The following is a 22388-nucleotide window of genomic DNA, read 5'->3' on the forward strand; positions in this document are numbered from 1 at the left end:
CTGCGGACGATATATAGAACGACCTCGCTTCGGGCTCTTCATGTTTGCTGTTCACGATCCACTCCCGCTAACACTTCCGCCGTCAACGAGAATATCGACTCCTGCAAGATACCCGTTGCGCTCATCTGCCGCCATAGCGATTGCAAAGCCCAGCTCTTCGGGAGTTCCCATCCTCTTTTCGGCGGTGTGTCTGAGCATCGCTGCGCCCTCGCCTTTTTCAAGCTCACCCATATCAGTAGCCACCAGTCCCGGGCTTAGCGAACATACCCGTATACCTCGGCTGCCGAGTTCAAAAGCAGACTTTTTTGCATACCACACCACAAAATTCTTCGAGAGCGCATATGCAAGCCCCGTACTTTTGTAGCTGTCTTTGATAAGGACACACATCCGCAGCAGTCTGTCAAGAAATTCCTGCTCATGCTTTTCCGCAAGTGCAAATGCCCTTTTGGGTATCATCAATTTCGGGAGCTGATATGCCGAGTTTGATGATATATCAACGATAACTCCCCTTTTCATCACCTTTGCAAATTCTCTGTTGACATAGACTGTTCCGAGGGCATTTACCCGAAGCAACTTTTCGGGGGCAGCCATTGAGGGAGAAAGTCCTGCCGCATTGATGACGTTCGTGACCTCCCCGAGCGATGCGGCATATCTCGCAAGCTCATGCACCTGCCTTCTGTCAGAGGTGTCGCAGGTCATTGTAAATGCCTGCCGTCCCTCAGCTTTCAGCTGCTCCGCTGCCCTGCCGAGCTTTTGCTGAGTTCTTCCCGATAACAGGAATATCCTGTCATTCGGCATAGCCCTTGCGGCTTCAAGCCCCATTCCGCTGCCGCCGCCCGTTATAACACACACTTTCATATTTTACCTCACGCTATTTTTCCGCTTGCTTTGAGCCAGGCGATCTCATCGTGTATCGTTTCCTTGTATGACCTTGTTTTGTAGCCCAGCTCACGCCTCGCTTTTGATGAGTCAAACTCGTTGTTTCTTGCAAGATTGTACACGGAAAATGTTGTCATCAGCGGCTTTTTGCCCGTTTTCTTCGCACTCATTTCAGAGAGCTTTGCGATTAGATTTGCAGCCGCTGTCGGCAGGAACGCTTTCGGCGCTTTGCAGTCTGCTTCCTCGGCAACTATCCTGCAAAAATCCCGAAAGCCGATCGCATCGTTGCCTAAGATATAGCATTCGCCCCGACGTCCTCTGTCGGCGGCTGAGATCGTTCCCGCTGCAAGGTCGCGCACGTCGCAGAGGTTGAATGTTCCGCTGATACCCATCGGCATTTCACCTGCGATGATCTTTATGAGCGTGCCCGTGGTCTCTCCGACGGCAAAATCCTCGGGGCCCATGATACCGCTCGGGTGGACCACACAGGCGTTCAGACCACGCTCTTTAACAGCATCAAGCACCGCCTGAGTAGCAAGCGCCTTCGACATCGAATAGCAGCCCTCGACCTTGTCCTCGTCAAAGAAATCCACCTCGGTGATACGCCTGCCCTTCGGCACTTCGGGTATAGCACCCGTGCTGCTGCAATAGACGAGCTTTTCACATTCGGGGTGGGAAAGGCACATATCAATGATATTTTCTGTACCGCCTACGTTCACGTCCATGACCTTACGGCTGAAATCGGGGTCAACGGTCACGATGCTTGCGATATGCAGGACAACACTTTTTACCCCTTCCGAAACGGTGTACAGCTTTTCAAGACTCTCCCTGTCGCAGAGATCGCCGTAAACGACTTCCGCACCGTCGGGGATATATTTTGCCGCAGGATCATTCGGCAGGACAAAAGCCCTTACCCTTTCTCCCCGTTCAATAAGCTGACGGCACACCGTACCGCCCAAAAAGCCTGCTGCACCTGTTACAATATATATCCTGTCGTTCATATCAATTTCTCCTTATACATTATCTTCAAAAGCTCCTCGCGCTTTGCGATACTTCTCAGCACCTGCTCCTCTGTGAGCCTGAGCTTTGCGTCTGCCACCGTCTCGCCGTCTTTTAACAGAAATGTTCTGACAAAGGCATTTTCGATCGCCGCATATACGCCGACGGCCTTGCGCTCTACAAAATAATAAGCATTCACATTCGCTGAAACGGTCTTGTCCCACAGGCTCTCATAGCCCGTGTCTATGACCTTTTCAACGGGCATATCCCGCATCAGCGTATCACAGGGTGTGGAATATATGATCTCATCCGATACGGAAAGTGCTATCCCTGCATTTGCGAAACTCTCCGCAAGAGCGTTTACATACTTGTCACCCTCAAAATCCTGCGTAAAGTCGATGATGAAATATCCGCACTGGCAGGTCATGTTCATAACAAGCCCCGAAGAACAGTCGGAATACAGATGCACCGATTCCACATAACGCTCGTTTTCGTGGAACCTGAACTGCCCGATATAGCTTATCAGATAGGTGTCGAGCCTGAGGTCGTCAAGCATTTTCATGACCGCACGCTTTTTTCCGAAGGAGCGTAGATGGCTTACAGCGTTCAGCAGCATGATGATCTTGTTGAACTCGTCCTTGCAGCGCTCGGGAGTTCTCTGCTCGTTCATAAGGCGCTTGTAATGCCTGCAAAGCTCTTCCGCGGACATCTGCGATTCATTATCGCCGTAAGGCAGGCTGATGCTCTTTACGCAGTTTTTATATGTCCCCTCACAGCCGAGGGCAGCCCTTGCATCAACGGGGAAATTGCTGTTGATGACTTCCCTGCTGTCGGGGTAAAGCCCTCGTATAGCACGGCTCATCATTACACTGAGCATCACCACGGGAGATGCACCGCTCGCCTTGCAAAGTGCGATAAAATCCTTCTGCGGGAATTTCAGCTCGCGGCGTCTGTGTGCCGATTTTGCAGCTTTCGTTTCGGGGAGCGTGAAGCCCTTTCTTGAAACGCCCACGATCTTATTCAAAGCCTTGCGGTCGATCTTGTATTTATCACCGCATGGCTCTGAGGTCTCGGCTTCCGTAATCGGGGCATCTGCGGTCAATATGCCCTCGCTGCCTGCGGTGCTGCCGTATGCCGTCTGACAGTAGTGATAGATCAGCGTTTCCACGAAACTCTTGACCCCTCTGCCGTCGGCAAGTCCGTGGTGGAAGGATACGCAGATACTTTTCACGTGATGCGTCACGCCAATGAGGTAGTAATTGTTCTCCTCTCCGCCGAGCGGGATAAGTGCCTCGCTCTCGTATGCCTCTATGGGAAGATCATTCTCCACAGCGTAAAAATCCCCCTCGTGCTCCTCGTATCTCACCTTGAAATAAGGGTAGCGCTCCATAGTCATATCAAGCGCTGCATTCAGAGAACCATGCTCCACATCGTCGATCATTCTGACCTCATAGACCTCGCTGGGGATGCCGTTCTTTCTGTAAAGATAAGGCTGCCCTGCTCTGACTTTCTCCGCTGTCATAGTATTTTTCATAAAATGTTCCTCTCTTTCGGGTCGTTGTGGTTTGTTTCATTGTCTGTATTTTACCGCCCGAACATTTGCGAATTGTTTGAGAAATGTTTGAGAAATGTTAAAGCGAACGGATAAAAAATGACCGCCTGCCTTTTCAGACAGACGGTCAAAGTCATTTTCCGTTCTTTATCTTTTCACTGAGTGCAAGTATCTCGTCACGGTATTTTGCACGGCTTTGTTTTGTGACTGCCTTGCTGACAGGCGTTGCCGATGCCGCAAGTGCAAAGCCGATGATCCCAGCTGCTGCTCCTGCCGCAAAGTGCGAAAAGCTCAGAAGCAGTATCACACCGCCCGTCAGTATCAGAATGCCCGTAAGCCCCACCGCAATACCCGCAAAAGCACCCGGAAGCTCAGCCTTACGGTCAAGCCGTCTGAGCTGTTCAAGATCGCTGTCGGGCTTTTTCGGAGCTGAGATGTATTTGGAAGCTATCCTGTCCACCTCGCTGTTTTTTGCAGGTGAATAGCTGTATGTGAACTTTTCATCACTCATTGTTGTGACCTCCGTTCTCATCATGAAGAATGACCGTAAATGTGCTGCCTCTGCCCAACTCGGAGCTGACCCTGATCTCGCAGCCTGTGATGTCGATGATCCTTTTGACAAGCGCAAGCCCGAGACCGTTCCCTCCCGACGCGTGAGAGGTATCACCCTGATAGAACTTGTCGAAAATGTGTCTGCCCGTTTCGCTGTCAATACCGCAGCCCGTGTCTGTCACGCTCACCGACGCGCCGCCGACAGTCCGCTTTACCGCCACCGAGACCTTGCCGCCCTCATCGGTGAATTTTATCGCATTCGAGAACAGATTGTTCCACACAAGGCTCAGAAGCTCGGGATCGGCGCTTATCATGATCCCGTCGTCAATGTCCGTTTCTATCCCGATGTTCTTCTTTTCCCACTCGTTCTCAAATTCGAGCATACACTCGCACACCAGCTCGCTCAGATCGATGACCTTGTTCTCGGGGAATATCTGCTGGTTTTCCAGCTTGTTAAGTTTTAAGATGTTAGTGATAAGCGCCGCAAGCCGCTTTGTCGCTTCATCTATCGCCGCCGCATATCCCATTCTGTCATCGTCGGACAGATTCGGTGAGCGCAGCAGAGCCGCATAGTTCTGGATCACCGCAAGGGGCGTTTTCATTTCGTGAGAAACATTTGAAACGAAATCCGTCCGCAGGGTCTCAACACCTGCAAGCTCGTCAGCCATTTTGTTGATGCGCTCTATGATAATATTGTATTGGTTGCTGCCGAGCGGATCGGCAAAAGGCTCTATCCGTTCGGAAAAATCGCCCTCCGTCAGCTTTTCGAGACCGTCCGAGATGCGCTTTACGGGGCGGTCTATCATCACCTTTTTCCGCAGCCTGCCGATAAGCCACATGAGAAATGCGATGAACAGCGCGTTTGCAAATGTCAGGACGGCGCTGTCTTTTATCGCTTCTTCGGGTATTTCAAGCCCCTGAAAGAACAGAGCAAATGATGCCGTAAGCACGAACGAGATGGAAAACAGGATACCGAAATACTCGATCACTGCAAGCAGTTTTGCACGCCATCCGCCGTTCACTTGAGCACCGCCTTGTAGCCCAGACCGTGGACGGTGACGATCTCAAATTCATCGCAGCTGCCGAACTTCTCCCTGAGCTTTCGCATATACACATCGACCGACCGCAAGCCCGACGTCGCCTCAATATCCCAGAATTCATTCATCAGCTGAGAACGTGTGAAAGTCTTTTTCGGGTTTGAGAGCAGCTTGTACAGCAGATTGAACTCGCGCACCGTCAGGGCGATCTCTTCGCCGTCGTAGACACAGCTCTGCTCATCCTCGTTCATGGTGAGCCTGCCGACGGTCAGCGATTTGTTCGCGCTGATATTTGCACGTCGGAGTATCGCGCCGATTTTCAGAAGCAGCTCTTCCAGATTGACAGGCTTCACAAGATAGTCGTCGATACCGAGCTGATAGCCCCGCTGCATCGAACGCATATCGTCCTTGGCGGTCATGAACAGGATAGGTATATTTTTGTTGAGACCTCTCACAGTTTCGGCAAATTCAAAACCGTCGATCTTCGGCATCATGATGTCCGAGATTATCATATCAAAGCTCGCACCGTACATCTCGTCATAGGCATCTACCGCATTCAGACAGCCGACAGCTTCATAGCCGTTAAGAGAAAGATATTTGCACACGGTAGCATTAAGCTCCTTATCGTCTTCGACCACAAGTATCTTTACCATGTTATCAGCTCCTTTGATATATTTTACTTTAAGGCAACACCGCACGACCATTGTGCGTCAGATGCGAAGTCAGAAATTTCGTCAGATTACCTAAATGAGGCGCAGATGGGCTGGCGCCCATCAAGCCGAATTTGGGTAATATGACGGAATTTATGCAAGCATATGACGTGCAAAGGCGCGAGCCGGTGGTTGCGCGGTGTTGCCTTAATTATAGCATAGTCTTCCTCTGATTTCAACGGCTTTGCGACATTTTAACATTTCTCAAACAATTCCTTTCGCAGGAAACGATGAACGGACTTCCGATAAGAAATAATCAGGGCTATGCCTTCCGTACACGTTCACGGAGGACATAGCCCTTTCTTCGGTCACTCTGCAATATTCTTTCCCAAGTCCCCGAGACAGCTGAAATTTCCTGACATGATATTACCAACGGTTATTCAGATGTTTTTGCCCATTTCAAAGGCTTCCTGAAGCTTAGCGTTTCCGCTTATCTCGCCTATATCCGTGACACCGCCGCAGAACAGAGTGCCGACAAGTTCAGATTTTTCAAAGCAGTCTGCCCAGCCCTCTATGCCCGAAAATGCTCTTTGCGGAACGTACTCCTCATCTTCCGCAGCCGTTGCAAGTGCATATACCTCACGGAACCGATAGTCTGACGGATACAGCGGATTCGCCCTGTCGAGCATCGTTTTCAGCGCTCCGCTCATTTCGTAGTAGTAGATAGGAGTTGCAAACACCAGCACATCGGCGCAGAGCATTTTTTCACGTATCGCATCGGCATCATCGTGCATAAAACACCGCTTTGTCTTCTGACAGGCAAAACAGCCGATACAGAACCCGATCTCCTTATCGCGCAGAGAGACGATCTCGACATCGTGACCTGCCGCCTTTGCGCCATCCGCAAAAGATGCGGCAAGCTGTTCGGAGTTTGCGTTTTTACGCAGACTTGATGATATAATAAGTACCTTCTTCATAATGATTTCTCCTTTTCTGGCGCTTTTGAAGACTCTTTCCGAACTTACGCGTGCTGTACGTTTTCATTCGTCACGAAAACTATTCTGCCGGACCGACTTTCCCGATGACGGTCTCGGCCAGATACCCCACATACGCAAACAGCATCACCACGCTCAGAAATCCGAGCATAGTCAGCACCGCCGAAGCTGTCGGGTCGATGAACGCAAAGCTGACGCGTCCGAGCATATAGTCGGCGAATCTCAGCTTTATAAACTCGCGGATGCCGACGATCGCCACCGCTCCCGACACGACTCGCAGACCCCATATCAGCGGCTTGCTTTTCAGCCCGAACCTTGCGGCGAGCTGTGGGATGTGCATTCCGAGATGGACGCTCATCAGCGTCAGCCCCCGGTAGGCGCAGAGGAAATGCACCGTCCGTGCGACCGCCGCGCCGCCCAGTTTCAGCCACGCGAAAACGTGCTTTGAGATCACGAGACTGCTGTACATCAGCCCCATCATACATATCAGAACCGCCGCGTTGACCACCGTCCCGACGATGCGTTTCGGCGGATATCTGCCCTTGAACAGCGTTTTCGTCCATCCGAAATTGAGCGCGTGGTGCAGGATAAACAACCCGAACATCGCGATCCCGACCACTTCATGCGCCGTTTCACCCACAAGCGAGTAGCACATCAATACGGGCAAAGCCGCCGTCATGAGAGCGTCGGCGGCGGTTTTTATTTTCGTCCTTGTGTTCATGTCAGAACCCCAGATCATCGAGCCAGCTGCGGACGGTCTGCCTGGTATCGTCGTTCAGAGCCTGCGCCGTGCTGCCTCGCATATCGATCGCTGTCAGCACCTGTGCGCCCGTCACGCTTGCGATGCTGCTGTCGGTGCCCGAAAGTCCGCTGCCCTCGTGGGTGCAGAAGGGGATGACAACCTTGTCCGTCCAGTCGTAACTGTCCATAAAAGTGTACACTGCCATCGGCATATCGCCCCACCAGATCGGATAGCCGAGGAACACGATGTCGTACTGCTCCGTATTCTCCACCGAACCTATGATCTCGGGACGGGCGTTGTCTTTCTGCTCCTGCTTTGCAACGTCGCAGCACTCGTCGTAATCGGCGGGGTAAGGCGTGACCGTCTCGATGTGGAAGCTGTCCGCGCCGACCTCGCCTGCGATATACTCCGCGAGTATCTGCGTGTTGCCGACCTCCACCGTGCCGACGCTGTAATTCTCGTCCGCACGGGAGAAGTACGCCACAAGGATATTCGTACCGCTGTCGGTCTCGGGGGAATCGGGGCTGTCGGCCGTCTCGGCAGGGGCGGTTTCATCGGGCTGCTCCGACTTCGATTCGGTCTTGTTCAGCTTTTCCTGCACGATGCTTTTGTCGCTTTCGGCAACGCTTGACGCTTTGGCAGGCTCCCCCGAACCGCAGGCGGTCAGGGTCAGACAGAGCATGACCGCCGAAAAAAACAGCGAAAGTTTCTTCATAAGCACACCTCACTTTTCAGGTCTCAGCGCCCCATAAAAATAGCTCGAAGTCGCACCGCCGTCGCACAGGAACGTCGAACCCGTGATGAACGCGCCCTTGTCGCTCATCAGCAGCTCGGCGACGTTCGCGACCTCGTCGGCTGTGCCCGGACGAACCGCAGGGCACTTTGCGAACATATTCTTGTAGAAATCGCCGCGAGGGCCGTTGAACTCGTCTATTGCAAGCGGCGTCACGATGATGCCGGGCGCGATGTCATTGAGCCTTGCGCCGCGCTCGCCCCACCTGACGCACTCCGCCATGACGCGCTTCTCGTTGCAGCGCTTCGCCAGCTGGTAGGCGTGGAGGGTGTCGCGGATATTCTCGGGGCGGAGTATTTCGAGGTCGAGCAGTTCCTCGACGGGGGTCATGGCAAGCTGAAAATCCTGCTCTGCCGTGAGCTGAGGCATTCTCCAGCCCGACTGACTGGAGATCGTCACGCCGCAGCCGCCCAAAGCTATCACCTTGCCGACTTCCTCAAGCAGCACCGCCGTACCGTAAAGATCGACCTTGAGTATTGCTTCGATCGTAGCCTGCGAGGGCGAAACTCCTGCGCCGTTGACCAGATACTTTATCTCGCCGAACTCCTGCGCCTTTGCGATCATCGCAAGGATGCTTTCGCGGCTCGATAAGTCCATCTCAAACGGCTCCACATCAAAGCCAGCATCGTTCATTATCTTCGCGATCGTGCGGCAGTTGTCCATGTTCTTATCGCCGAGGACGATCTTTTTGCCGTAGCCGATCCGCCGTGCGATCGCCATGCTGATCTGCCCTGCACCTGTGACTAACATTACTTCTTTCATGAAACTTTCTCCTTAATACATTGATGCTTCCGCGAGGGTGAACCGCCACTCGCCGTCCTTCTTTTCAAGCCCGAATCTAAGCTGCAAACGCCATGTGTGCCTGCGCGCGCCGAACACCGCCGCTGTCACACGGCTCCTGCCCGTAAGAGTCGCGGAATCGCCGTTCACAGCTATCTGCGAACCCTCATGCACAGCCGAATAATAATTGAGCGTGCCGTTCATGATAGCGTCGATGTACGCGCTTTTCGGCTGCCGCATACCCGTCATGTGGACGAGCACAAATCTGTCATCGTGGACACGCTCCAGCACCGACCTGTCCTTGTTCACCATAGCGGTGTACATTTCCTGGTAGAGCCGCGTGATCTTTTCTTCGTCCGTCATTTTATCACCGTCAAGCCGGGATCATGAAAACGCCGAAGCCGACTGCGGGTATTCTGTTGCCGTCGTTAAGTGTGATGTATTCCATAGTGGACCTCCTTATCCGTGTATATCAGTGTTTTTCTTACAATTATTATACCGCACTTTTGCGCATTTGTACAATGCCGATTTCTGATAGCAGTATAACTTTCGGTAATAGCATATTGACTTGCAGCAGGGAACGTGCTCTCCGCTGTTTGCAGGACAAAACAATAGCTTTTATAAACGCAAAGACTGCCGAGGGAAAGTCCTCAGCAGTCTTTTTTCTGTATCTCCAACAGCACCAAGCGATCTGACAACTAAAGTGCAGCATATTTTTTTCGGGGTCGTACAATGCCGATTCATCATGTAAGCATAAGTTCAGATCATACCGAGATAATGGTCGGGACCGATGGGTGTGTGGTGGAAAAAGGTATCTGAAATTCAGTGTGAAATATCGTTTCTGTACAGCTTTTTCAGTTTTTTGATAGTTGCATTTCCGCCACCGTCACCGATATATACATCATATTTGCCCTGAATGCTGCCGAGTGTTATTATCCTATCACAGCCTGTATGAGCCTTCAGCTTCACAAGCATATGCTCCTTTGAAGCGACAGGCGAAAAGACTTTCAGATATTTATATTCGTCATATTCCGAATACGCAACGGTCATTCTTGCAAGACCGCCAAGCTCATTATCAAGCTGTTTTTCAAGAGCGGATATTTTCACGCTTTCATCAAGCACCGTCAGATACAGAACACGTTCCGAATCATCGTGCCGTCTGAATTTCTCACGCACATAGTTTCTGTACGGGGAATGCTTGTGTGTTTCGTAAAGGTCTTTCTCGGCAGCATTCTTTAGTTCCCCGTAGAATATCAGCAGAGTTGCATCGTACATAACGTTCACAAAGCAGTGCATACCGTTATTAGCAATTATCCGCTCGGCCTGCTCACATACGTTGGTCTGCATAAACTCCGCTTCAAGGTACTCTCCGACGGTTATGTCATACATCGCAGCACCGTCCATGACGATGACAGGATGATTCAGCTTAACGCCCTTCATAAGAGACATGACCTCGGCAGGGGTGCGGATAGTTGAGACCGTGAATTTCACTCCCGATTCGATCATTCTGTTAAGCTCGACCTTGTTGAAAGCATTTGCCGAAGGATCATCAGGTATCAGAACCGAGTCGATACCGCTGACATAAAGCGTTTCGCTGTCATGCTTTACATGTATACGAAAGTTATTGACCGCAAGACCTACAGCGATACCGATGAACGTATCGAGTACACGGTTGAACACAAACAGGTAAGGGTCATCATCAAAGGAATGTGTCAGCGCTATGCTCAGAAAGACCACGCAGGAAAAAAATGAAGCATTACGGTTGTTCGTAATGACTGTAAGATATATCACAGGTACTATCATTACCGATGCCAGCAGATATACAAGTATCTGCTCTGTCAGTCCGATGCAGCGGAGCAGCAGTATGAACGCAAGTCCGAAGAACGCACCTGTCAGAGTTCCTGTCGAACGCTGTGACGCGTTTCTCTTTGTTGTTCCCTGAAACGGCTGCATACACCAAAGGGCAGCAAGAGCACTGTAAAACGGCAGGCCGTTCCCGACAGGAAGAATTGTGCGGAAATAGTAAATGACCATACACAATGCCACGGAAACCGATGATTTTATTATCCTTGCACCGATGGGAGGGAGCTTTTTTGGTATCTCCATTCGTTTCACCTCAAAACAAAAAAAACGGCACTGAAAATTTATCAGCGCCGTTGCTTTTTATGATAATAATATTATACCACAGCAGCTGTTCGGATGTCAATTGACATGATGATGATTTTGGATAAACATTCAGGGGCGAATTTGGATATCAGACTCATTCGTAAAGAAAAAGGTGCCGCACCGAGATCAGACAGCACCTTATATTTGACCAGAATCATCCGATCATTTCTTCTTGATGTATTTATCCTCAAGGATAGAGCCGAGCTCTTCGGGGAGCTTGTCGATCATTCCTACGTCATAGAGGAATTTTGCACTCTTGTTGATGGTGAACGGCAGCGACACATAGTCGTTTCCCTGCTCGAATGTCTTTTCGTTCATCGGCTTGTCGAAGATCGTCACACCGTCAAGCATTACTTCATATTCATCCTTTGAGATCTCGGCTCCGTCATATATAGCCTGCATGAATTCGGGGTCTCTTGCATTCAGCTTTTCGACGCCCTCGAACCACGAGTCAACGATCTTCTGAACGTCATCGGAAGAGCTGCTGAGCACCTCGCTTCTTACCGCCAGAGTATCGGGGATAAGTCCGGGCTCTGTTTCCGTGCTGCAAAGGACTTTTCCTCCGCCCTCGACTGCCATCGAAAGAGTCGGCTCCCACAGAACAGCCGCGTCTACGCTTCCAGCGATGAACGCAGGACCTGCATCATTGATCGTCATATTCACAAAGTTGATGTCGTCGATAGTCATCCCGTTGTCATCAAGCAGCTTTAACAGATACATATGCTCCAGTGTGCCAAGCTCCGTGGCAACGCTCTTGCCTTTAAGGTCTTTTACAGAAGTTATGCTGTCGTCATGGACCACAAGTGCATCTGCGCCTGCTGAGTTGTCATTCACAAGCACGATCTTGAATTCGATCCCCTCATTGTACGGAGCAACGGCATCGGAAGCCGCGATGCAGATACCGTCAAGCTGTCCCGAGTTGAAAGCGGTCAGCGAATCGCTGTATACAGGGAAAAACTCGATATCAACGTCAACACCGTTCTTCTCGAAAATGCCCGTACCCTCAACGCCGTACCATGCGTACCAGCCTGACATGGGGCTGACACCCAGCTTAAAAGCCTTTGAGTCCTTGTCTGACGAACCGTCGCTTCCCTTTGCGGAAGACCCTCCGCAGGCGGTGAACGATAATCCCATTGACAGCGCTGTGATTAATGATAATACTTTCTTCGATCTTTTCATCTTGAGTTCAGCTCCTATTCATCGGTATCACTGTGTACCAGTTCGTTTACTTCTCTTCTTAACGATATGAATTCCTGTGTATCCTTCAGATCAAGTGTCCTGTCGTAAGGAAGATACACGGGGATAGTTTTCTTCACCGTTCCGGGTCTTGCGCTCATCGCATATATCTTAGTCGCAAGAAATACCGCTTCTTCGATGTCGTGAGTCACAAATACCACCGTAGTTCTGTGCTTCTGCCATATCTGACGCAGCAGAAGCTGCATATTTGCCTTTGTCTGAGGGTCGAGAGCTCCGAAAGGCTCGTCCATCAGAAGTACGTCGGGGTCATTGGCAAGAGCTCTTGCAATAGCGACCCTCTGCTTCATTCCGCCCGACAGCTCCTTCGGGTAGCTCTTTGCGAACTTCTGAAGCCCTACCGCCTCGATGTACTCTCGGGCTATCCTGTCCTGTTCGGCTTTGGGCGTTTTTTTCAGCTTCAGACCGAACTTGACGTTATCTTCGACTGTCATCCACGGGAACAGTGTGTAGGTCTGAAAGACCATTCCTCTGTCCGCACCGGGGCCTTTTATCACCTTGTCGTGTGCGATGACCTTTCCGCCTGTGGGGAAATCCAGTCCCGCAAGCATCCTCAGCAGAGTTGACTTGCCGCATCCCGAAGGACCGATGATACATATGAACTCATTTTCCAGCACTTCCATATTGCAGTTTTTCATAGCCACTGTATCGCCCTTGCGGGAATGATAGACCTTTTCAACATCCTTTACCTGAATGACCGAAGAACCGACTGTAGCCTCAAGCTCCATAACTTCTTCGGTATTTTTGCTTTTTCCGAACATATCTATCACTCCCTCCAAGGAAACAGCAGCTTGTTCAGCATATCAAGAAATCTGTCGGTCACAAGACCTAAAAGTCCGATAACGAGTATCCCCATAAAGATGGCATCAGTCTTTAAGAAGCGCTGTGCCTTCATTATGCTGTAACCCAGTCCAGAACTTGCCGCCACCATCTCGGCGACCACAAGATATGTCCACGCCCAGCCTATCATCATTCTGAGGGTATCGAGGGAACGCGGTATCATCGCGGGGATAAGTATCTTCGTGATGGTCTGCCATTTGGTCGTTCCGAGCGTATAGCCCGCATTCAGCAGGTCCTCGCTGACACTCAGCGCGTCGTCGGCTATCATGAGTATCAGCTGAAAGAAGATACCGATGAACAGCAGGGCTATCTTTGCTTCCTCGCCGATGCCGACCCACACCATCACAAGCGGTGTGAAGGCAGGCACAGGCATATAGCGTATGAACTCGCAGAGGGGTCTTATCAGGGCTTCTGCGTGCTTGAATGTGCCGCACAGCAGACCGAGCGGCACTCCGAGAACAACGGCAAGCAGCACCCCGAAGAATATCCTCTGTACGCTTATGCCGATATTCGGAAGCAGCGTCCCGTCCTTCAACGACCCGATAAAGTATTCCCAGACCTTTGCAGGCGTCGGGAGAAACACGGGGTCTACCAGCTCAAAGGTGCTGAGAACAAGCCATATCAGAAACACAGCTATGAACGAGACTACTGCAAGGGTGACATAAGACCTCTTGCTTATCCTTCCCCGAATCTTGAACAATTTACTCACTTCCTATCCGCAGCAGGAGGTTCCCTGCCGCTACATTATCGCATTATCGTCCTTTTCGCCTGTCCTCATCCTGATAACGCTCTCCACAGGCAGGATAAATATACGTCCGTCGCCGTGCGTTTCGGTAGATGCTGTTTCAAGAACGATATCGGTTATCCTGTCACAGTCCTCGTCACGGGCGTATATCTCTATCATCTTCTTTGAGACCATCGGATGCACATAGTTTGCAAGGACATTTCCGCTTCCCGTGGCATTGGCTTCAATGGTAACAGGTTCTTTTCCGCGGCCGAATACATCTTTTATGCTCATCGAGTTGAATCCCGCTTCCGAGAGGGCTTCCTTGACCTCATAGTATTTCGAGGGTCTTATCGTTATAATGATCTGTTTCATGATACAGCTCCTTAAAGTTCATCCTTGCCGCTGCTTATCTTTATGCATCTTTCGACAGGCAGGATAAAGATCTTGCCGTCGCCGTAGGTGCCCGTTTTGCCTGTTCTGGCATTTTCGACGATCACCTTTGTCACCTCGTCAACATTTTCGTCGGCGACCACTGTCATTATCATATCCTTGGGTATCTCATCGTAATGAGTCGTACCGATCTTCAGACCCTGCTGCTTTCCTCTTCCGTGGATACAGAATTTTGTTGCCGCAGGATAGCCTGCAACTCTCAGTGCTTCAAGCACCTCAGCCGATCTTTCGGGACGTACTACTGCTTTTATCATTTTCATACTTTTCATCTCCGTTTTTTTCAATACTCACCATGAGCGGTGATATCCTTTGCGTTTTCGGTACCTTTCGCTTCACAAAGAAAGCCTTTTACAACACTGCCGTCCTTTAGTCTCACATCTCCGATGCAAAGCGGCATTTTTACATTTTCCATGAACCTGCCGAAGCTGCTTTTCGGCAGCCTGTAAATATCGACTGCAATACTGTTCGTATCACCGTCAGCCCTTATCATCCCCGGCTTATCTCCGAGATCGAACAGCTTGTATTCATCGGCAGTCTTTGTATGACGGACAAACCGTCCGCCCAGCTGTGTGATCTGATATTCAAGCTCACGGTCACGCTTGTGCAGGCCGCACACCGCAAGTTCCATGCTCTCGCTGCCGAGAAATCTTTCTGCTGCGGCAGATATCAGACATTCATCAGTACTCAGCCCGAATATCGTGATACCGAACGGGTATTCTCTGTCGGTGCTGTTTTCGGGCACGGCTATTGCCGCAAGATCGAGAAGGTTGCAGTGATTTGTATACAGCCCCATCAGACTGTTCGTTTCGACGGGCGAGTTTCTCACCTGTTCGCGGGTGAACGTGCCGCCCGCTGTCGGCATTATCATTACCGCGTTGTGCAAAAGGCTTTCGGTCATGTGTCTGTACCTTTGCAGGCTGTGCAGGTCTCCGAACAGATCCGCTGCCGAATGCTTCTCCCCCGTGCGGAGTATCTTCTCGGTCACGGGAAAAAGCGCGTCGGGGGCTTCGCGGATGAAATCCTTCAAGTCCTGCCACCTCTCCGCAACGTATGCGCCTTCGTAGAGTATCTTTGCCGTGTCGAAGAAAGGCTTATAGCTTATCCTTTCGACCCTGATACCGAGAGATTCGATTCGGCTCACTGCGCTGTTCCATTTTTCGCGGTATATTTCTCGAAAATCACCGTAGAACTGCGGTTCTTCCGACGGCAGAAAAATCTTATCGGGAAGCCTCTTGCCCTTGTTCTCAAAATGTCCTGACCATGCGCAGTCATCATCATAGCCCCTTGCTGCTTTGTCCACAAGCTCAGCTTCTTCAAGGGTGTTCGCAAAAACCGTCACGCAGTCAAGACTTGCGCAGGCAGGAACTACTCCCGATGTTGACCAGGAGCCGACAGGCGGCTTGTAGCCCACAAGAGCATTCAGCATCGCGGGGACTCTTCCCGACCCTGCGGTATCCGTGCCGAGTGCGAACACCGCCTGCCCCAGCGCCACAGCCACCGCCGACCCCGAGCTTGAACCGCCGCTGATAAGTTCGGGCTGATAGGCATTGTGTACCTCACCGTAGGGGCTCCTTGTTCCTACCAGACCTGTAGCGAACTGATCGAGGTTTGTTTTGCCGACAGGTATCGCGCCTGCCTTTATCAGCTTATCCACAACAAAAGCGCTTTTCTTCGGCGTGTATCCGAACGCGGGGCACGCGGCTGTCGTGGGCACGCCGACAAGGTCGATATTGTCCTTTATCGCAAAGGGTATTCCCCACAGGGGGTAGTTCTCTCTGTCGGGAGGAAGTGCCGAAATGTAGCTTTCACACAGTTCCATGCTCGGCTTTTCGATCCAGATGTTGTATTCGGAACAGGCATCCGCTCTTTTTACGATCTCTGCGATAAGCTCTCTGGGGTCAAGTCCGTTCTCATATGCCTGCCTGACCCAGTTTACAGTCAGTTTTTCAGGAAAATGCATTATGCTTATGCCTCCTTGTCCATTGGCTTGATAGCTGCCAGAAGCTGCCCCGAGTTCACCTGCTCGCCTGTTTTTACGAACAGCTTTTTCACGCTGCCCGAGCATCCGCTCTCGATCGTAAATTCCATCTTCATGCTTTCAAGAACGGCTATCTGCTGTCCTTTCTTAACCTGCTCGTTCTCCCTGACAAGTATCTTCCATACGCTGCCCGGGATAGACGCATTCACAGCTTCACAGCCGTCGGGGAGCTCTGCTTCCGAAGCTTCGGTGTTGCCCTCGGTCTCCGAAACAAAGTGGTCAAGACCCTGCTCTCTCCAGCGCTGTCTTTCTTCCTCGAAAGCCTGCTCCTGATGTGCTTTAAAAGCTGCGGCACTTTCGCTGATACTCTCCAGATACTTTTTATACTCGCCGAGATTGAAGCTCGTTTCTTCTGTCTCGATATCGAATTCGCCGCGCAGAAAGTCCTCTCTGTATCTGAGTATCTCATCTGCCGTGCATGGGTAGAACTTGATCTGGTCGAAGAAATTCAGCAGCCAGGGCTTGTCCTTTGTGAAATATTTTGTCTCACGCAGGCGGTTCCACATCTGTATCGTGCGTCCCACGAACTGATAACCTCCGGGGCCCTCCATACCGTAAACGCAGAGATATGCGCCTCCGATACCGACCGCATTTTCGGGAGTCCAGGGTCTTGCGGGATTGTATTTTGTCGTCACCATCCTGTGTCTCGGGTCGGTGGGAGTAGCAACGGGTGCGCCGAGATAAACGTCGCCAAGACCCATAACGAGATAATTCGCTTCAAACACTATCTTCTTTACGTCCTCGATGCTGTCAAGACCGTTTATGCGTCTGATGAACTCGGGATTGCTCGGACACCAGGGCGCATCGGGACGTACCGTCTGCTGATAGCGCCTTGCCGCAAGCTGTGTCTGGGTGTCGTCCCACGAAAGCGGAAGTTTGATTATGCGCGAAGGAACGGTGATGTCGTCAAGATGTTTCAGGCTGTCGTTGACCTCGATGACCTTCCGTGTCATCTCACGGGTGTCTGTTCTGTCAACGTCAAAATGCACTTGCAGCGAGCGTATGCCTGGGGTCATATCTATGATAGGCAGACCGAGCTTTTCAAGCTCTCGCATAAGGATATGCGCTCTGAAACGGAGCTCAAGGTCAAGCTCCATCTCGCCGAATTCGATGAGGATGTTTTCCTCACCTGCAAGACGTATCATGTACTTTGTCCCGCCTGCTTCACCCTGTGCGAGCACCGCGTAGGAAGCATCTATATCAGTCTGTTCGGGAAGCTCGGCGATGATATTGCCGCATCTGATGTTGTCCTCGACCTTTGTACGGATGTCCTTTGCCTGTTCAAGAGTCAACAGTCTGAAATGCACCTTGTCCCCGGGGTGGAGCTGTCCGAGTTTCCAGAGCTCGCCCTTTGCCGTCGTTACAGAGCATACAAATCCGCCGAGGCTCGGACCGTCGGGACCTAAGAGTATCGACTGGTCGCCCGTGAGGTCGAGAGTACCGACCGCATAGGCGTTATCGTGGATATTCGACGGGTGCAGTCCTGCTTCACCGCCGTCCTCTCTTACCCACTGAGGGATAGGTCCGTTGAGACGAACTCCCGTTCTTGCACTGTTGAAATTGACCGTATATTCAGCGGTGGTAAGGGTAGTGAGGTATTCGGGGCTCAGATATTCGGAAGTAGGCTGAGGACCCGGGATAACTCCTATCGTCCACTCGTTGGTTATCTTCGGCATAAACTTAACATCGTAGGACGCCGAACTGTCTGTGGTGCAGTTCTTTGTGAGTTTCAGCACATCACCCGTGCGAAGTGTACGACCGTTGTGACCGCCGAATTTGCCGTCAGCAAAAGTCGATGAGCTGTTCATCACCTTCGGTACGTCGATACCGCCGCTGACCAGCAGATAAGTCCTCATACCAGTCTTGCAGGCCGAGAATTTCAGCACCTGCATAGGTTCGGCGGTGATGACCTTGTACATACCGACCGCCTTGCCGTCAAGTTCGGCGTACATATCCGCGCCCGTGATACAAAAGGAAGTCCTTGTTCTGAAACGGTAGCCGCCGCCTCTTAACGTCATTTCCAGTCCCGCTGTGTTCACATCGTTGCCCAGCAGGACATTACCTATCCTGAAGCTGTAGTTATCCATCGCACCGCAGGGCGGTACACCGACAGTCCAGTAGCCCTTCATACCATAGCAGTCCTGAACGGTGGTCTGGACTCCGCCGTCAAGCACTTCGAGGGCATTTTCTTCGGGAGCGAATCCCTCCAGCATCTTTGTGTAAAGACTGCCGCTGCCGTATTCCTCCGTGCTGATGAGAGCGCTGAGATAGGAAAGATTGTTGGTCACGCCGTAGATCTTCGAGCCCTCAAGCACGCTCTTCATTTTTTCCAGAGCTTCACCGCGGTCTTTTCCGTAAACGATGAGCTTTGCAAGCATCGGGTCGTAAAGCGATGATATCTCGATGTTCTTTCTGATCCACGTTTCAACTCTCGCTTCATCCGAGAACACAACATCGTCGATCTTTCCGCCCGATGGTCTGAAATTGTTCAGGCAGTCCTCGGCATATACTCTGACCTCGATGGAATGACCGCGCGGCTCGATATCCCTGTCGATGCCTTTAAGCTCCCCTGCGGCTTCCTTTATCATCCACTCCACAAGGTCGATACCCGTGACTTCCTCGGTGATGCCGTGCTCGACCTGTAGGCGGGTATTGACTTCAAGGAAATAAAAGCGCTCCTCGTTCTCATCGTAGAGGAATTCTATCGTACCCGCGTTACGGTAGCCTATGGAGCTTGCAAGGCTTCTTGCCGCCTTGTACATCTTCTCTCTTACATGAGACGGGAAATTCGGCGCGGGGGATTCCTCGACCACCTTCTGATTACGCCGCTGTACCGAGCAGTCACGCTCACCCAGCAGGGCGATCTCGCCGTATCCGTTGCCGAAGATCTGTACCTCGATATGTCTTGCACGTCGGATGTATTTCTCGATGAACACTCCCGCATCGCTGAAATTGCTCTCGGCAAGGTGGCAGACCTTATCATATGACGCTCTCAGGTCATCTTCATTCTCGCTGATGCTGATACCGATACCGCCGCCGCCTGCTGTACTTTTTATCATTACGGGATAACCGATCTCGGCAGCGGCTCTGACGGCCTCATCAAGTCCGCTCAGAAGCCCCGTTCCCGAAAGCAGCGGCACGCCGGCTTTCTCCGCGATCTCTCTTGCGGAATGCTTTAATCCGAACAGCTTTATCTGCTCCGCTGTCGGTCCGATGAATCTGATACCGTGCTTTTCACATTCCGCCGCAAGCTCTGTATTTTCGCTCAGGAAGCCGTATCCCGGGTGGATAGCCTCCGCACCTGTGGATACAGCCGCATCGATTATCTTGCCGATGTCGAGATATGTGTCCTTCGCACTGCCCGCACCGAGATAAACAGCTTCATCAGCACTTGAAACATGAAGGCTGTCCCTGTCCTTCTTTGAATATACAGCCACGCTCCCGATGCCCATTTTTCTGAGCGTCCGTTCTATCCTGACCGCTATCGCACCACGGTTAGCGATAAGTACTTTCTTGAACATAGTATCTCACTCCTTATCCTGATCCCAGATCAGCAGCCTTACGGGTGTCGGGTTGTAGGCGTTGCAGGGATTGTTTAGCTGAGGACAGTTACTGATAAGCACCATAACGTGCTCCAGCGCCTTCATCTCAACATATTTTCCGGGTGCTGAAACACCGTCATCAAATTTCAGTCCGCCCTCTCGGGTGACAGGCACGTTCATGAAGAAATTGATATTCGGCGCAAGGTCACGCTTTCTGATATCTGCCGCCGTATTGTCTGCAAGCTGTAACATGAAGCTGTCACGGCAGTTGTGCATATATCTCTTCTCCCTTGCGTACCTGACGGTATTGCTCTGAGACGAGCAGGCACCGCCGAGCGTATCATGTCTGCCTGTTTTATCAGCTGTGATCTCAAGCAGCGGCTTGCCCGATTCGGCTCTGAGGATACTGCCTGTGGTAAGGTAGATGTTCTTCTGCATGACGATCGTCTGAACTGCGCTGTAATGGTCTGACGGGTCTGTCATGTCATAGAATGTGGTATCCACCGCCTGATTTCCCTCTAAGTCGAGAATGCGGAAGGTCTGTCCCCGTTTAAGCTCATGCATCCAGCCGAGCCCTGCGTCGAGCACCTCATCATATACCGCATCTTCTATTTTTAACGTGCTGTCCTTTTCTGCAAAACCAAACATTTTCCTGTCCTCCTGTCAGATACCCAAAAGATTGTTATAATCCCAGGTGTTTTCAAAAGCTCTGTAATTCTCGTCCCTGAAATTCACACAGTAGTCTGTGAGATCAACGGGCGGAGCGTCATATACCTCCATAGTGACGGGCACCGACGGATATTTTTCGGAAGCATCCAGCGGATTCGGCGTGTTGGAAGCCACGAACAGGATATCCATCTCAGTCCTGAGAGTTACCGTAGCACCTGCCTTACAATGGTCGGGAACGTGATGCATACTGCCGTCATCATCGACATACACCTTCGAGAAGAGATTGACGCACGGCACTATATCGCGCTTGCCCATGTTGTTCCTCACAAGCTCGACCTTGAAATTCTCCTCGCCGCAGCGCAGATAATCGTTGCCCTGCTGCTGATATGTGGTCTTGCCGTACTTCTCATCGGTAAGAAGTCTTGTAGTGTGTCCCGAGATGGTATCATGCCAGCCGAGACTATCCTCAACGATGCTTGCAAGAACTCTGCCGTTGTCGCTCATCAGCACATTTCCTCTTGTCAGATGCGCCGTATATTGTGCTTTCAGCGTGTCGGGCATATTGTAGCGCTCCGAAGTATCGCGCATATTATAGAGAAGCACCGAAAGGTTCGCATTGTCGCCCAGCGCCTTGAAGTGAATGTACTTTCCCTTTCCGATGAATCCCGACCATTTCTCTCCCGCTCTGAAATCCTTTTCAAATATCTTTTGCATGATCTGTTCCTCCCTGAACAAAAATAAGGGGCTTCGGCAGCCGTTCTGCCAAAGCCCCTTTGCTTTATGTGCTTATTTTACCACAAAAAGCGTTCCGAAACAATTGTCTTTTATTCTGATTTTTAATCCGTCTTTCTCATACTAAAGTATGACTGACGGTACTGCACGGTATCATTTTTCATTGAATATCATGTTGATAAGCTGTGCCCTGCTGTTCACTCCCGTTTTGGTGTAGATATTATAGATATGCGTTTTGACGGTCGAAAGACTGACTGCGAGCATATCACTTATGCCTGAATTCGAGAAGCCCGAGCAAAGCAGTTTAAGCACTTCCGTCTCACGCAGGGTGAGCTCGAATTTTTCGGCGGCGTCTTCAAAAAACTTGTCATTCGTGTTGATGCCGTCATTTGATGACAAGTGTTTTTTCAGCATATTTTCTATGTGGAATTTCAGAATATCCAGGATATAAATATCCTTTTCGGTGAAGTCGCCCATATTTATGCTTTTGAACAGGCTCAGTATCCCTATCAGCTTTCCGTTATGTATAATAAGAAGTCCGCAGCCGAACTGTCCTCCTATCACTTCAAGAAAATTTTTGTAAAAGGATGTCTCACGGCGCATTTCCTCGCTGACTATCTTTGTATCCTGAAAAATGGTGGTCTCGATAGATATTTCAAAAAGATAGCGCAGGTAATCGTCATCGAAGTAATAGCTGATATACTTCCTGATGATCTTTTCATCCATCCCGACGAAGAAAGACATATCTTCTCTGATATGCTCATTGTCATCAAGCAGAGTTATATATCCTTTTGAATAGTGTATCAGCGAATGCAAGACGTTCATGATACGCTGAAACAAAATATGTATATCATCTATAGAATAAAGTTCCAGCAGTATATTGTTTATCGTTATCCATTCTCTCTCAGAAAGCATATTTATATCCCCATTTCAAAAAAATAAAAAAGACGCCGGTTCAGTGAACACAGCGTCTTTGCTCCATATATTATAT

General features: G+C 50.8%; 22 protein-coding genes. All 22 read right to left on the reverse strand.

Features of this window, described 5'->3' with window-relative positions:
• Positions 1-51: 51 nt before the first annotated feature.
• Positions 52-858: an SDR family NAD(P)-dependent oxidoreductase gene (locus BT142_RS09970; RefSeq protein ID WP_072418053.1), complete on the reverse strand. Its 807-nt coding sequence runs from the start codon at positions 856-858 to the stop codon at positions 52-54.
• An 8-nt stretch (positions 859-866) separates the two neighbouring features.
• Complete coding sequence (locus tag BT142_RS09975; RefSeq protein ID WP_072418054.1) at positions 867-1880, reverse strand: NAD-dependent epimerase/dehydratase family protein; 1014 nt, start codon at positions 1878-1880, stop codon at positions 867-869.
• Positions 1877-3412, reverse strand: a complete 1536-nt coding sequence (locus tag BT142_RS19080) for a hypothetical protein (protein WP_072418055.1) — start codon at positions 3410-3412, stop codon at positions 1877-1879. The genes BT142_RS09975 and BT142_RS19080 overlap by 4 nt, the downstream gene beginning before the upstream one ends.
• A 151-nt stretch (positions 3413-3563) precedes the next feature.
• Entirely contained in the window at positions 3564-3941 is a 378-nt protein-coding gene (locus BT142_RS09985) for a hypothetical protein (RefSeq protein ID WP_072418056.1), read from the reverse strand.
• On the reverse strand, positions 3934-5004 hold the full coding sequence (locus tag BT142_RS09990; protein WP_072418057.1) for a HAMP domain-containing sensor histidine kinase: 1071 nt from the start codon (positions 5002-5004) through the stop codon (positions 3934-3936). The genes BT142_RS09985 and BT142_RS09990 overlap by 8 nt, the downstream gene beginning before the upstream one ends.
• On the reverse strand, positions 5001-5672 hold the full coding sequence (locus BT142_RS09995) for a response regulator transcription factor (protein WP_072418058.1): 672 nt from the start codon (positions 5670-5672) through the stop codon (positions 5001-5003). The genes BT142_RS09990 and BT142_RS09995 overlap by 4 nt, the downstream gene beginning before the upstream one ends.
• Before the next feature lie 437 nt (positions 5673-6109).
• Entirely contained in the window at positions 6110-6646 is a 537-nt protein-coding gene (locus tag BT142_RS10000) for a flavodoxin family protein (RefSeq protein ID WP_072418059.1), read from the reverse strand.
• A 79-nt stretch (positions 6647-6725) separates the two neighbouring features.
• A complete protein-coding gene (locus BT142_RS10005; protein ID WP_072418060.1) occupies positions 6726-7385 on the reverse strand; it encodes a DUF4405 domain-containing protein in 660 nt (219 codons plus the stop codon).
• A gap of 1 nt (position 7386) precedes the next feature.
• Entirely contained in the window at positions 7387-8121 is a 735-nt protein-coding gene (locus tag BT142_RS10010) for a flavodoxin (protein WP_084659424.1), read from the reverse strand.
• A 9-nt stretch (positions 8122-8130) separates the two neighbouring features.
• Complete coding sequence (locus BT142_RS10015; RefSeq protein WP_072418061.1) at positions 8131-8961, reverse strand: SDR family oxidoreductase; 831 nt, start codon at positions 8959-8961, stop codon at positions 8131-8133.
• A 12-nt stretch (positions 8962-8973) separates the two neighbouring features.
• Entirely contained in the window at positions 8974-9342 is a 369-nt protein-coding gene (locus tag BT142_RS10020; protein WP_072418062.1) for a nuclear transport factor 2 family protein, read from the reverse strand.
• Between the two features lie 459 nt (positions 9343-9801).
• Positions 9802-11085 (reverse strand): HAD hydrolase family protein, encoded by a 1284-nt coding sequence (locus tag BT142_RS10025; protein ID WP_084659425.1) that lies wholly within the window; start codon positions 11083-11085, stop codon positions 9802-9804.
• A gap of 222 nt (positions 11086-11307) precedes the next feature.
• Complete coding sequence (locus BT142_RS10030) at positions 11308-12279, reverse strand: ABC transporter substrate-binding protein (RefSeq protein WP_242940028.1); 972 nt, start codon at positions 12277-12279, stop codon at positions 11308-11310.
• 59 nt (positions 12280-12338) lie between these two features.
• The gene (locus BT142_RS10035; RefSeq protein WP_072418064.1) at positions 12339-13160 is read right to left on the reverse strand and encodes an ABC transporter ATP-binding protein; all 822 of its coding nucleotides are present in this window, start codon (positions 13158-13160) and stop codon (positions 12339-12341) included.
• A 5-nt stretch (positions 13161-13165) separates the two neighbouring features.
• Positions 13166-13948, reverse strand: a complete 783-nt coding sequence (locus BT142_RS10040) for an ABC transporter permease (protein WP_072418065.1) — start codon at positions 13946-13948, stop codon at positions 13166-13168.
• 30 nt (positions 13949-13978) lie between these two features.
• Entirely contained in the window at positions 13979-14338 is a 360-nt protein-coding gene (locus BT142_RS10045) for a P-II family nitrogen regulator (protein ID WP_072418066.1), read from the reverse strand.
• Between the two features lie 11 nt (positions 14339-14349).
• A complete protein-coding gene (locus BT142_RS10050) occupies positions 14350-14676 on the reverse strand; it encodes a P-II family nitrogen regulator (protein ID WP_072418067.1) in 327 nt (108 codons plus the stop codon).
• A 20-nt stretch (positions 14677-14696) separates the two neighbouring features.
• A complete protein-coding gene (gene atzF, locus BT142_RS10055; protein ID WP_242871979.1) occupies positions 14697-16376 on the reverse strand; it encodes an allophanate hydrolase in 1680 nt (559 codons plus the stop codon).
• Between the two features lie 5 nt (positions 16377-16381).
• Positions 16382-19975 (reverse strand): urea carboxylase, encoded by a 3594-nt coding sequence (gene uca / locus BT142_RS10060; protein WP_072418068.1) that lies wholly within the window; start codon positions 19973-19975, stop codon positions 16382-16384.
• 6 nt (positions 19976-19981) lie between these two features.
• Positions 19982-20644 (reverse strand): urea amidolyase associated protein UAAP2, encoded by a 663-nt coding sequence (locus tag BT142_RS10065; protein WP_072418069.1) that lies wholly within the window; start codon positions 20642-20644, stop codon positions 19982-19984.
• 15 nt (positions 20645-20659) lie between these two features.
• Positions 20660-21379: an urea amidolyase associated protein UAAP1 gene (locus BT142_RS10070; protein ID WP_072418070.1), complete on the reverse strand. Its 720-nt coding sequence runs from the start codon at positions 21377-21379 to the stop codon at positions 20660-20662.
• 171 nt (positions 21380-21550) lie between these two features.
• Positions 21551-22312, reverse strand: a complete 762-nt coding sequence (locus BT142_RS10075; RefSeq protein WP_072418071.1) for a helix-turn-helix domain-containing protein — start codon at positions 22310-22312, stop codon at positions 21551-21553.
• Positions 22313-22388 lie beyond the last annotated feature (76 nt).

It is taken from the genome of Ruminococcus sp. YE71, from assembly GCF_900119155.1.
Classification (GTDB): domain Bacteria; phylum Bacillota; class Clostridia; order Oscillospirales; family Ruminococcaceae; genus YE71.

What these genes read in the sequence shown, in the direction of transcription:
- BT142_RS10015 (WP_072418061.1), bottom strand. Translation starts at nt 8,961, where the DNA reads ATGAAAGAAGTAATGTTAGTCACAGGTGCAGGGCAGATCAGCATGGCG.
- BT142_RS09995 (WP_072418058.1), bottom strand. Translation starts at nt 5,672, where the DNA reads ATGGTAAAGATACTTGTGGTCGAAGACGATAAGGAGCTTAATGCTACC.
- BT142_RS09975 (WP_072418054.1), bottom strand. Translation starts at nt 1,880, where the DNA reads ATGAACGACAGGATATATATTGTAACAGGTGCAGCAGGCTTTTTGGGC.
- BT142_RS10010 (WP_084659424.1), bottom strand. Translation starts at nt 8,121, where the DNA reads ATGAAGAAACTTTCGCTGTTTTTTTCGGCGGTCATGCTCTGTCTGACC.
- BT142_RS10050 (WP_072418067.1), bottom strand. Translation starts at nt 14,676, where the DNA reads ATGAAAATGATAAAAGCAGTAGTACGTCCCGAAAGATCGGCTGAGGTG.
- BT142_RS10025 (WP_084659425.1), bottom strand. Translation starts at nt 11,085, where the DNA reads ATGGAGATACCAAAAAAGCTCCCTCCCATCGGTGCAAGGATAATAAAA.
- uca (WP_072418068.1), bottom strand. Translation starts at nt 19,975, where the DNA reads ATGTTCAAGAAAGTACTTATCGCTAACCGTGGTGCGATAGCGGTCAGG.
- BT142_RS10065 (WP_072418069.1), bottom strand. Translation starts at nt 20,644, where the DNA reads ATGTTTGGTTTTGCAGAAAAGGACAGCACGTTAAAAATAGAAGATGCG.
- atzF (WP_242871979.1), bottom strand. Translation starts at nt 16,376, where the DNA reads ATGCATTTTCCTGAAAAACTGACTGTAAACTGGGTCAGGCAGGCATAT.
- BT142_RS10070 (WP_072418070.1), bottom strand. Translation starts at nt 21,379, where the DNA reads ATGCAAAAGATATTTGAAAAGGATTTCAGAGCGGGAGAGAAATGGTCG.
- BT142_RS10020 (WP_072418062.1), bottom strand. Translation starts at nt 9,342, where the DNA reads ATGACGGACGAAGAAAAGATCACGCGGCTCTACCAGGAAATGTACACC.
- BT142_RS19080 (WP_072418055.1), bottom strand. Translation starts at nt 3,412, where the DNA reads ATGAAAAATACTATGACAGCGGAGAAAGTCAGAGCAGGGCAGCCTTAT.
- BT142_RS10000 (WP_072418059.1), bottom strand. Translation starts at nt 6,646, where the DNA reads ATGAAGAAGGTACTTATTATATCATCAAGTCTGCGTAAAAACGCAAAC.
- BT142_RS10045 (WP_072418066.1), bottom strand. Translation starts at nt 14,338, where the DNA reads ATGAAACAGATCATTATAACGATAAGACCCTCGAAATACTATGAGGTC.
- BT142_RS10075 (WP_072418071.1), bottom strand. Translation starts at nt 22,312, where the DNA reads ATGCTTTCTGAGAGAGAATGGATAACGATAAACAATATACTGCTGGAA.
- BT142_RS09970 (WP_072418053.1), bottom strand. Translation starts at nt 858, where the DNA reads ATGAAAGTGTGTGTTATAACGGGCGGCGGCAGCGGAATGGGGCTTGAA.
- BT142_RS10005 (WP_072418060.1), bottom strand. Translation starts at nt 7,385, where the DNA reads ATGAACACAAGGACGAAAATAAAAACCGCCGCCGACGCTCTCATGACG.
- BT142_RS09985 (WP_072418056.1), bottom strand. Translation starts at nt 3,941, where the DNA reads ATGAGTGATGAAAAGTTCACATACAGCTATTCACCTGCAAAAAACAGC.
- BT142_RS10030 (WP_242940028.1), bottom strand. Translation starts at nt 12,279, where the DNA reads ATGGGATTATCGTTCACCGCCTGCGGAGGGTCTTCCGCAAAGGGAAGC.
- BT142_RS10035 (WP_072418064.1), bottom strand. Translation starts at nt 13,160, where the DNA reads ATGTTCGGAAAAAGCAAAAATACCGAAGAAGTTATGGAGCTTGAGGCT.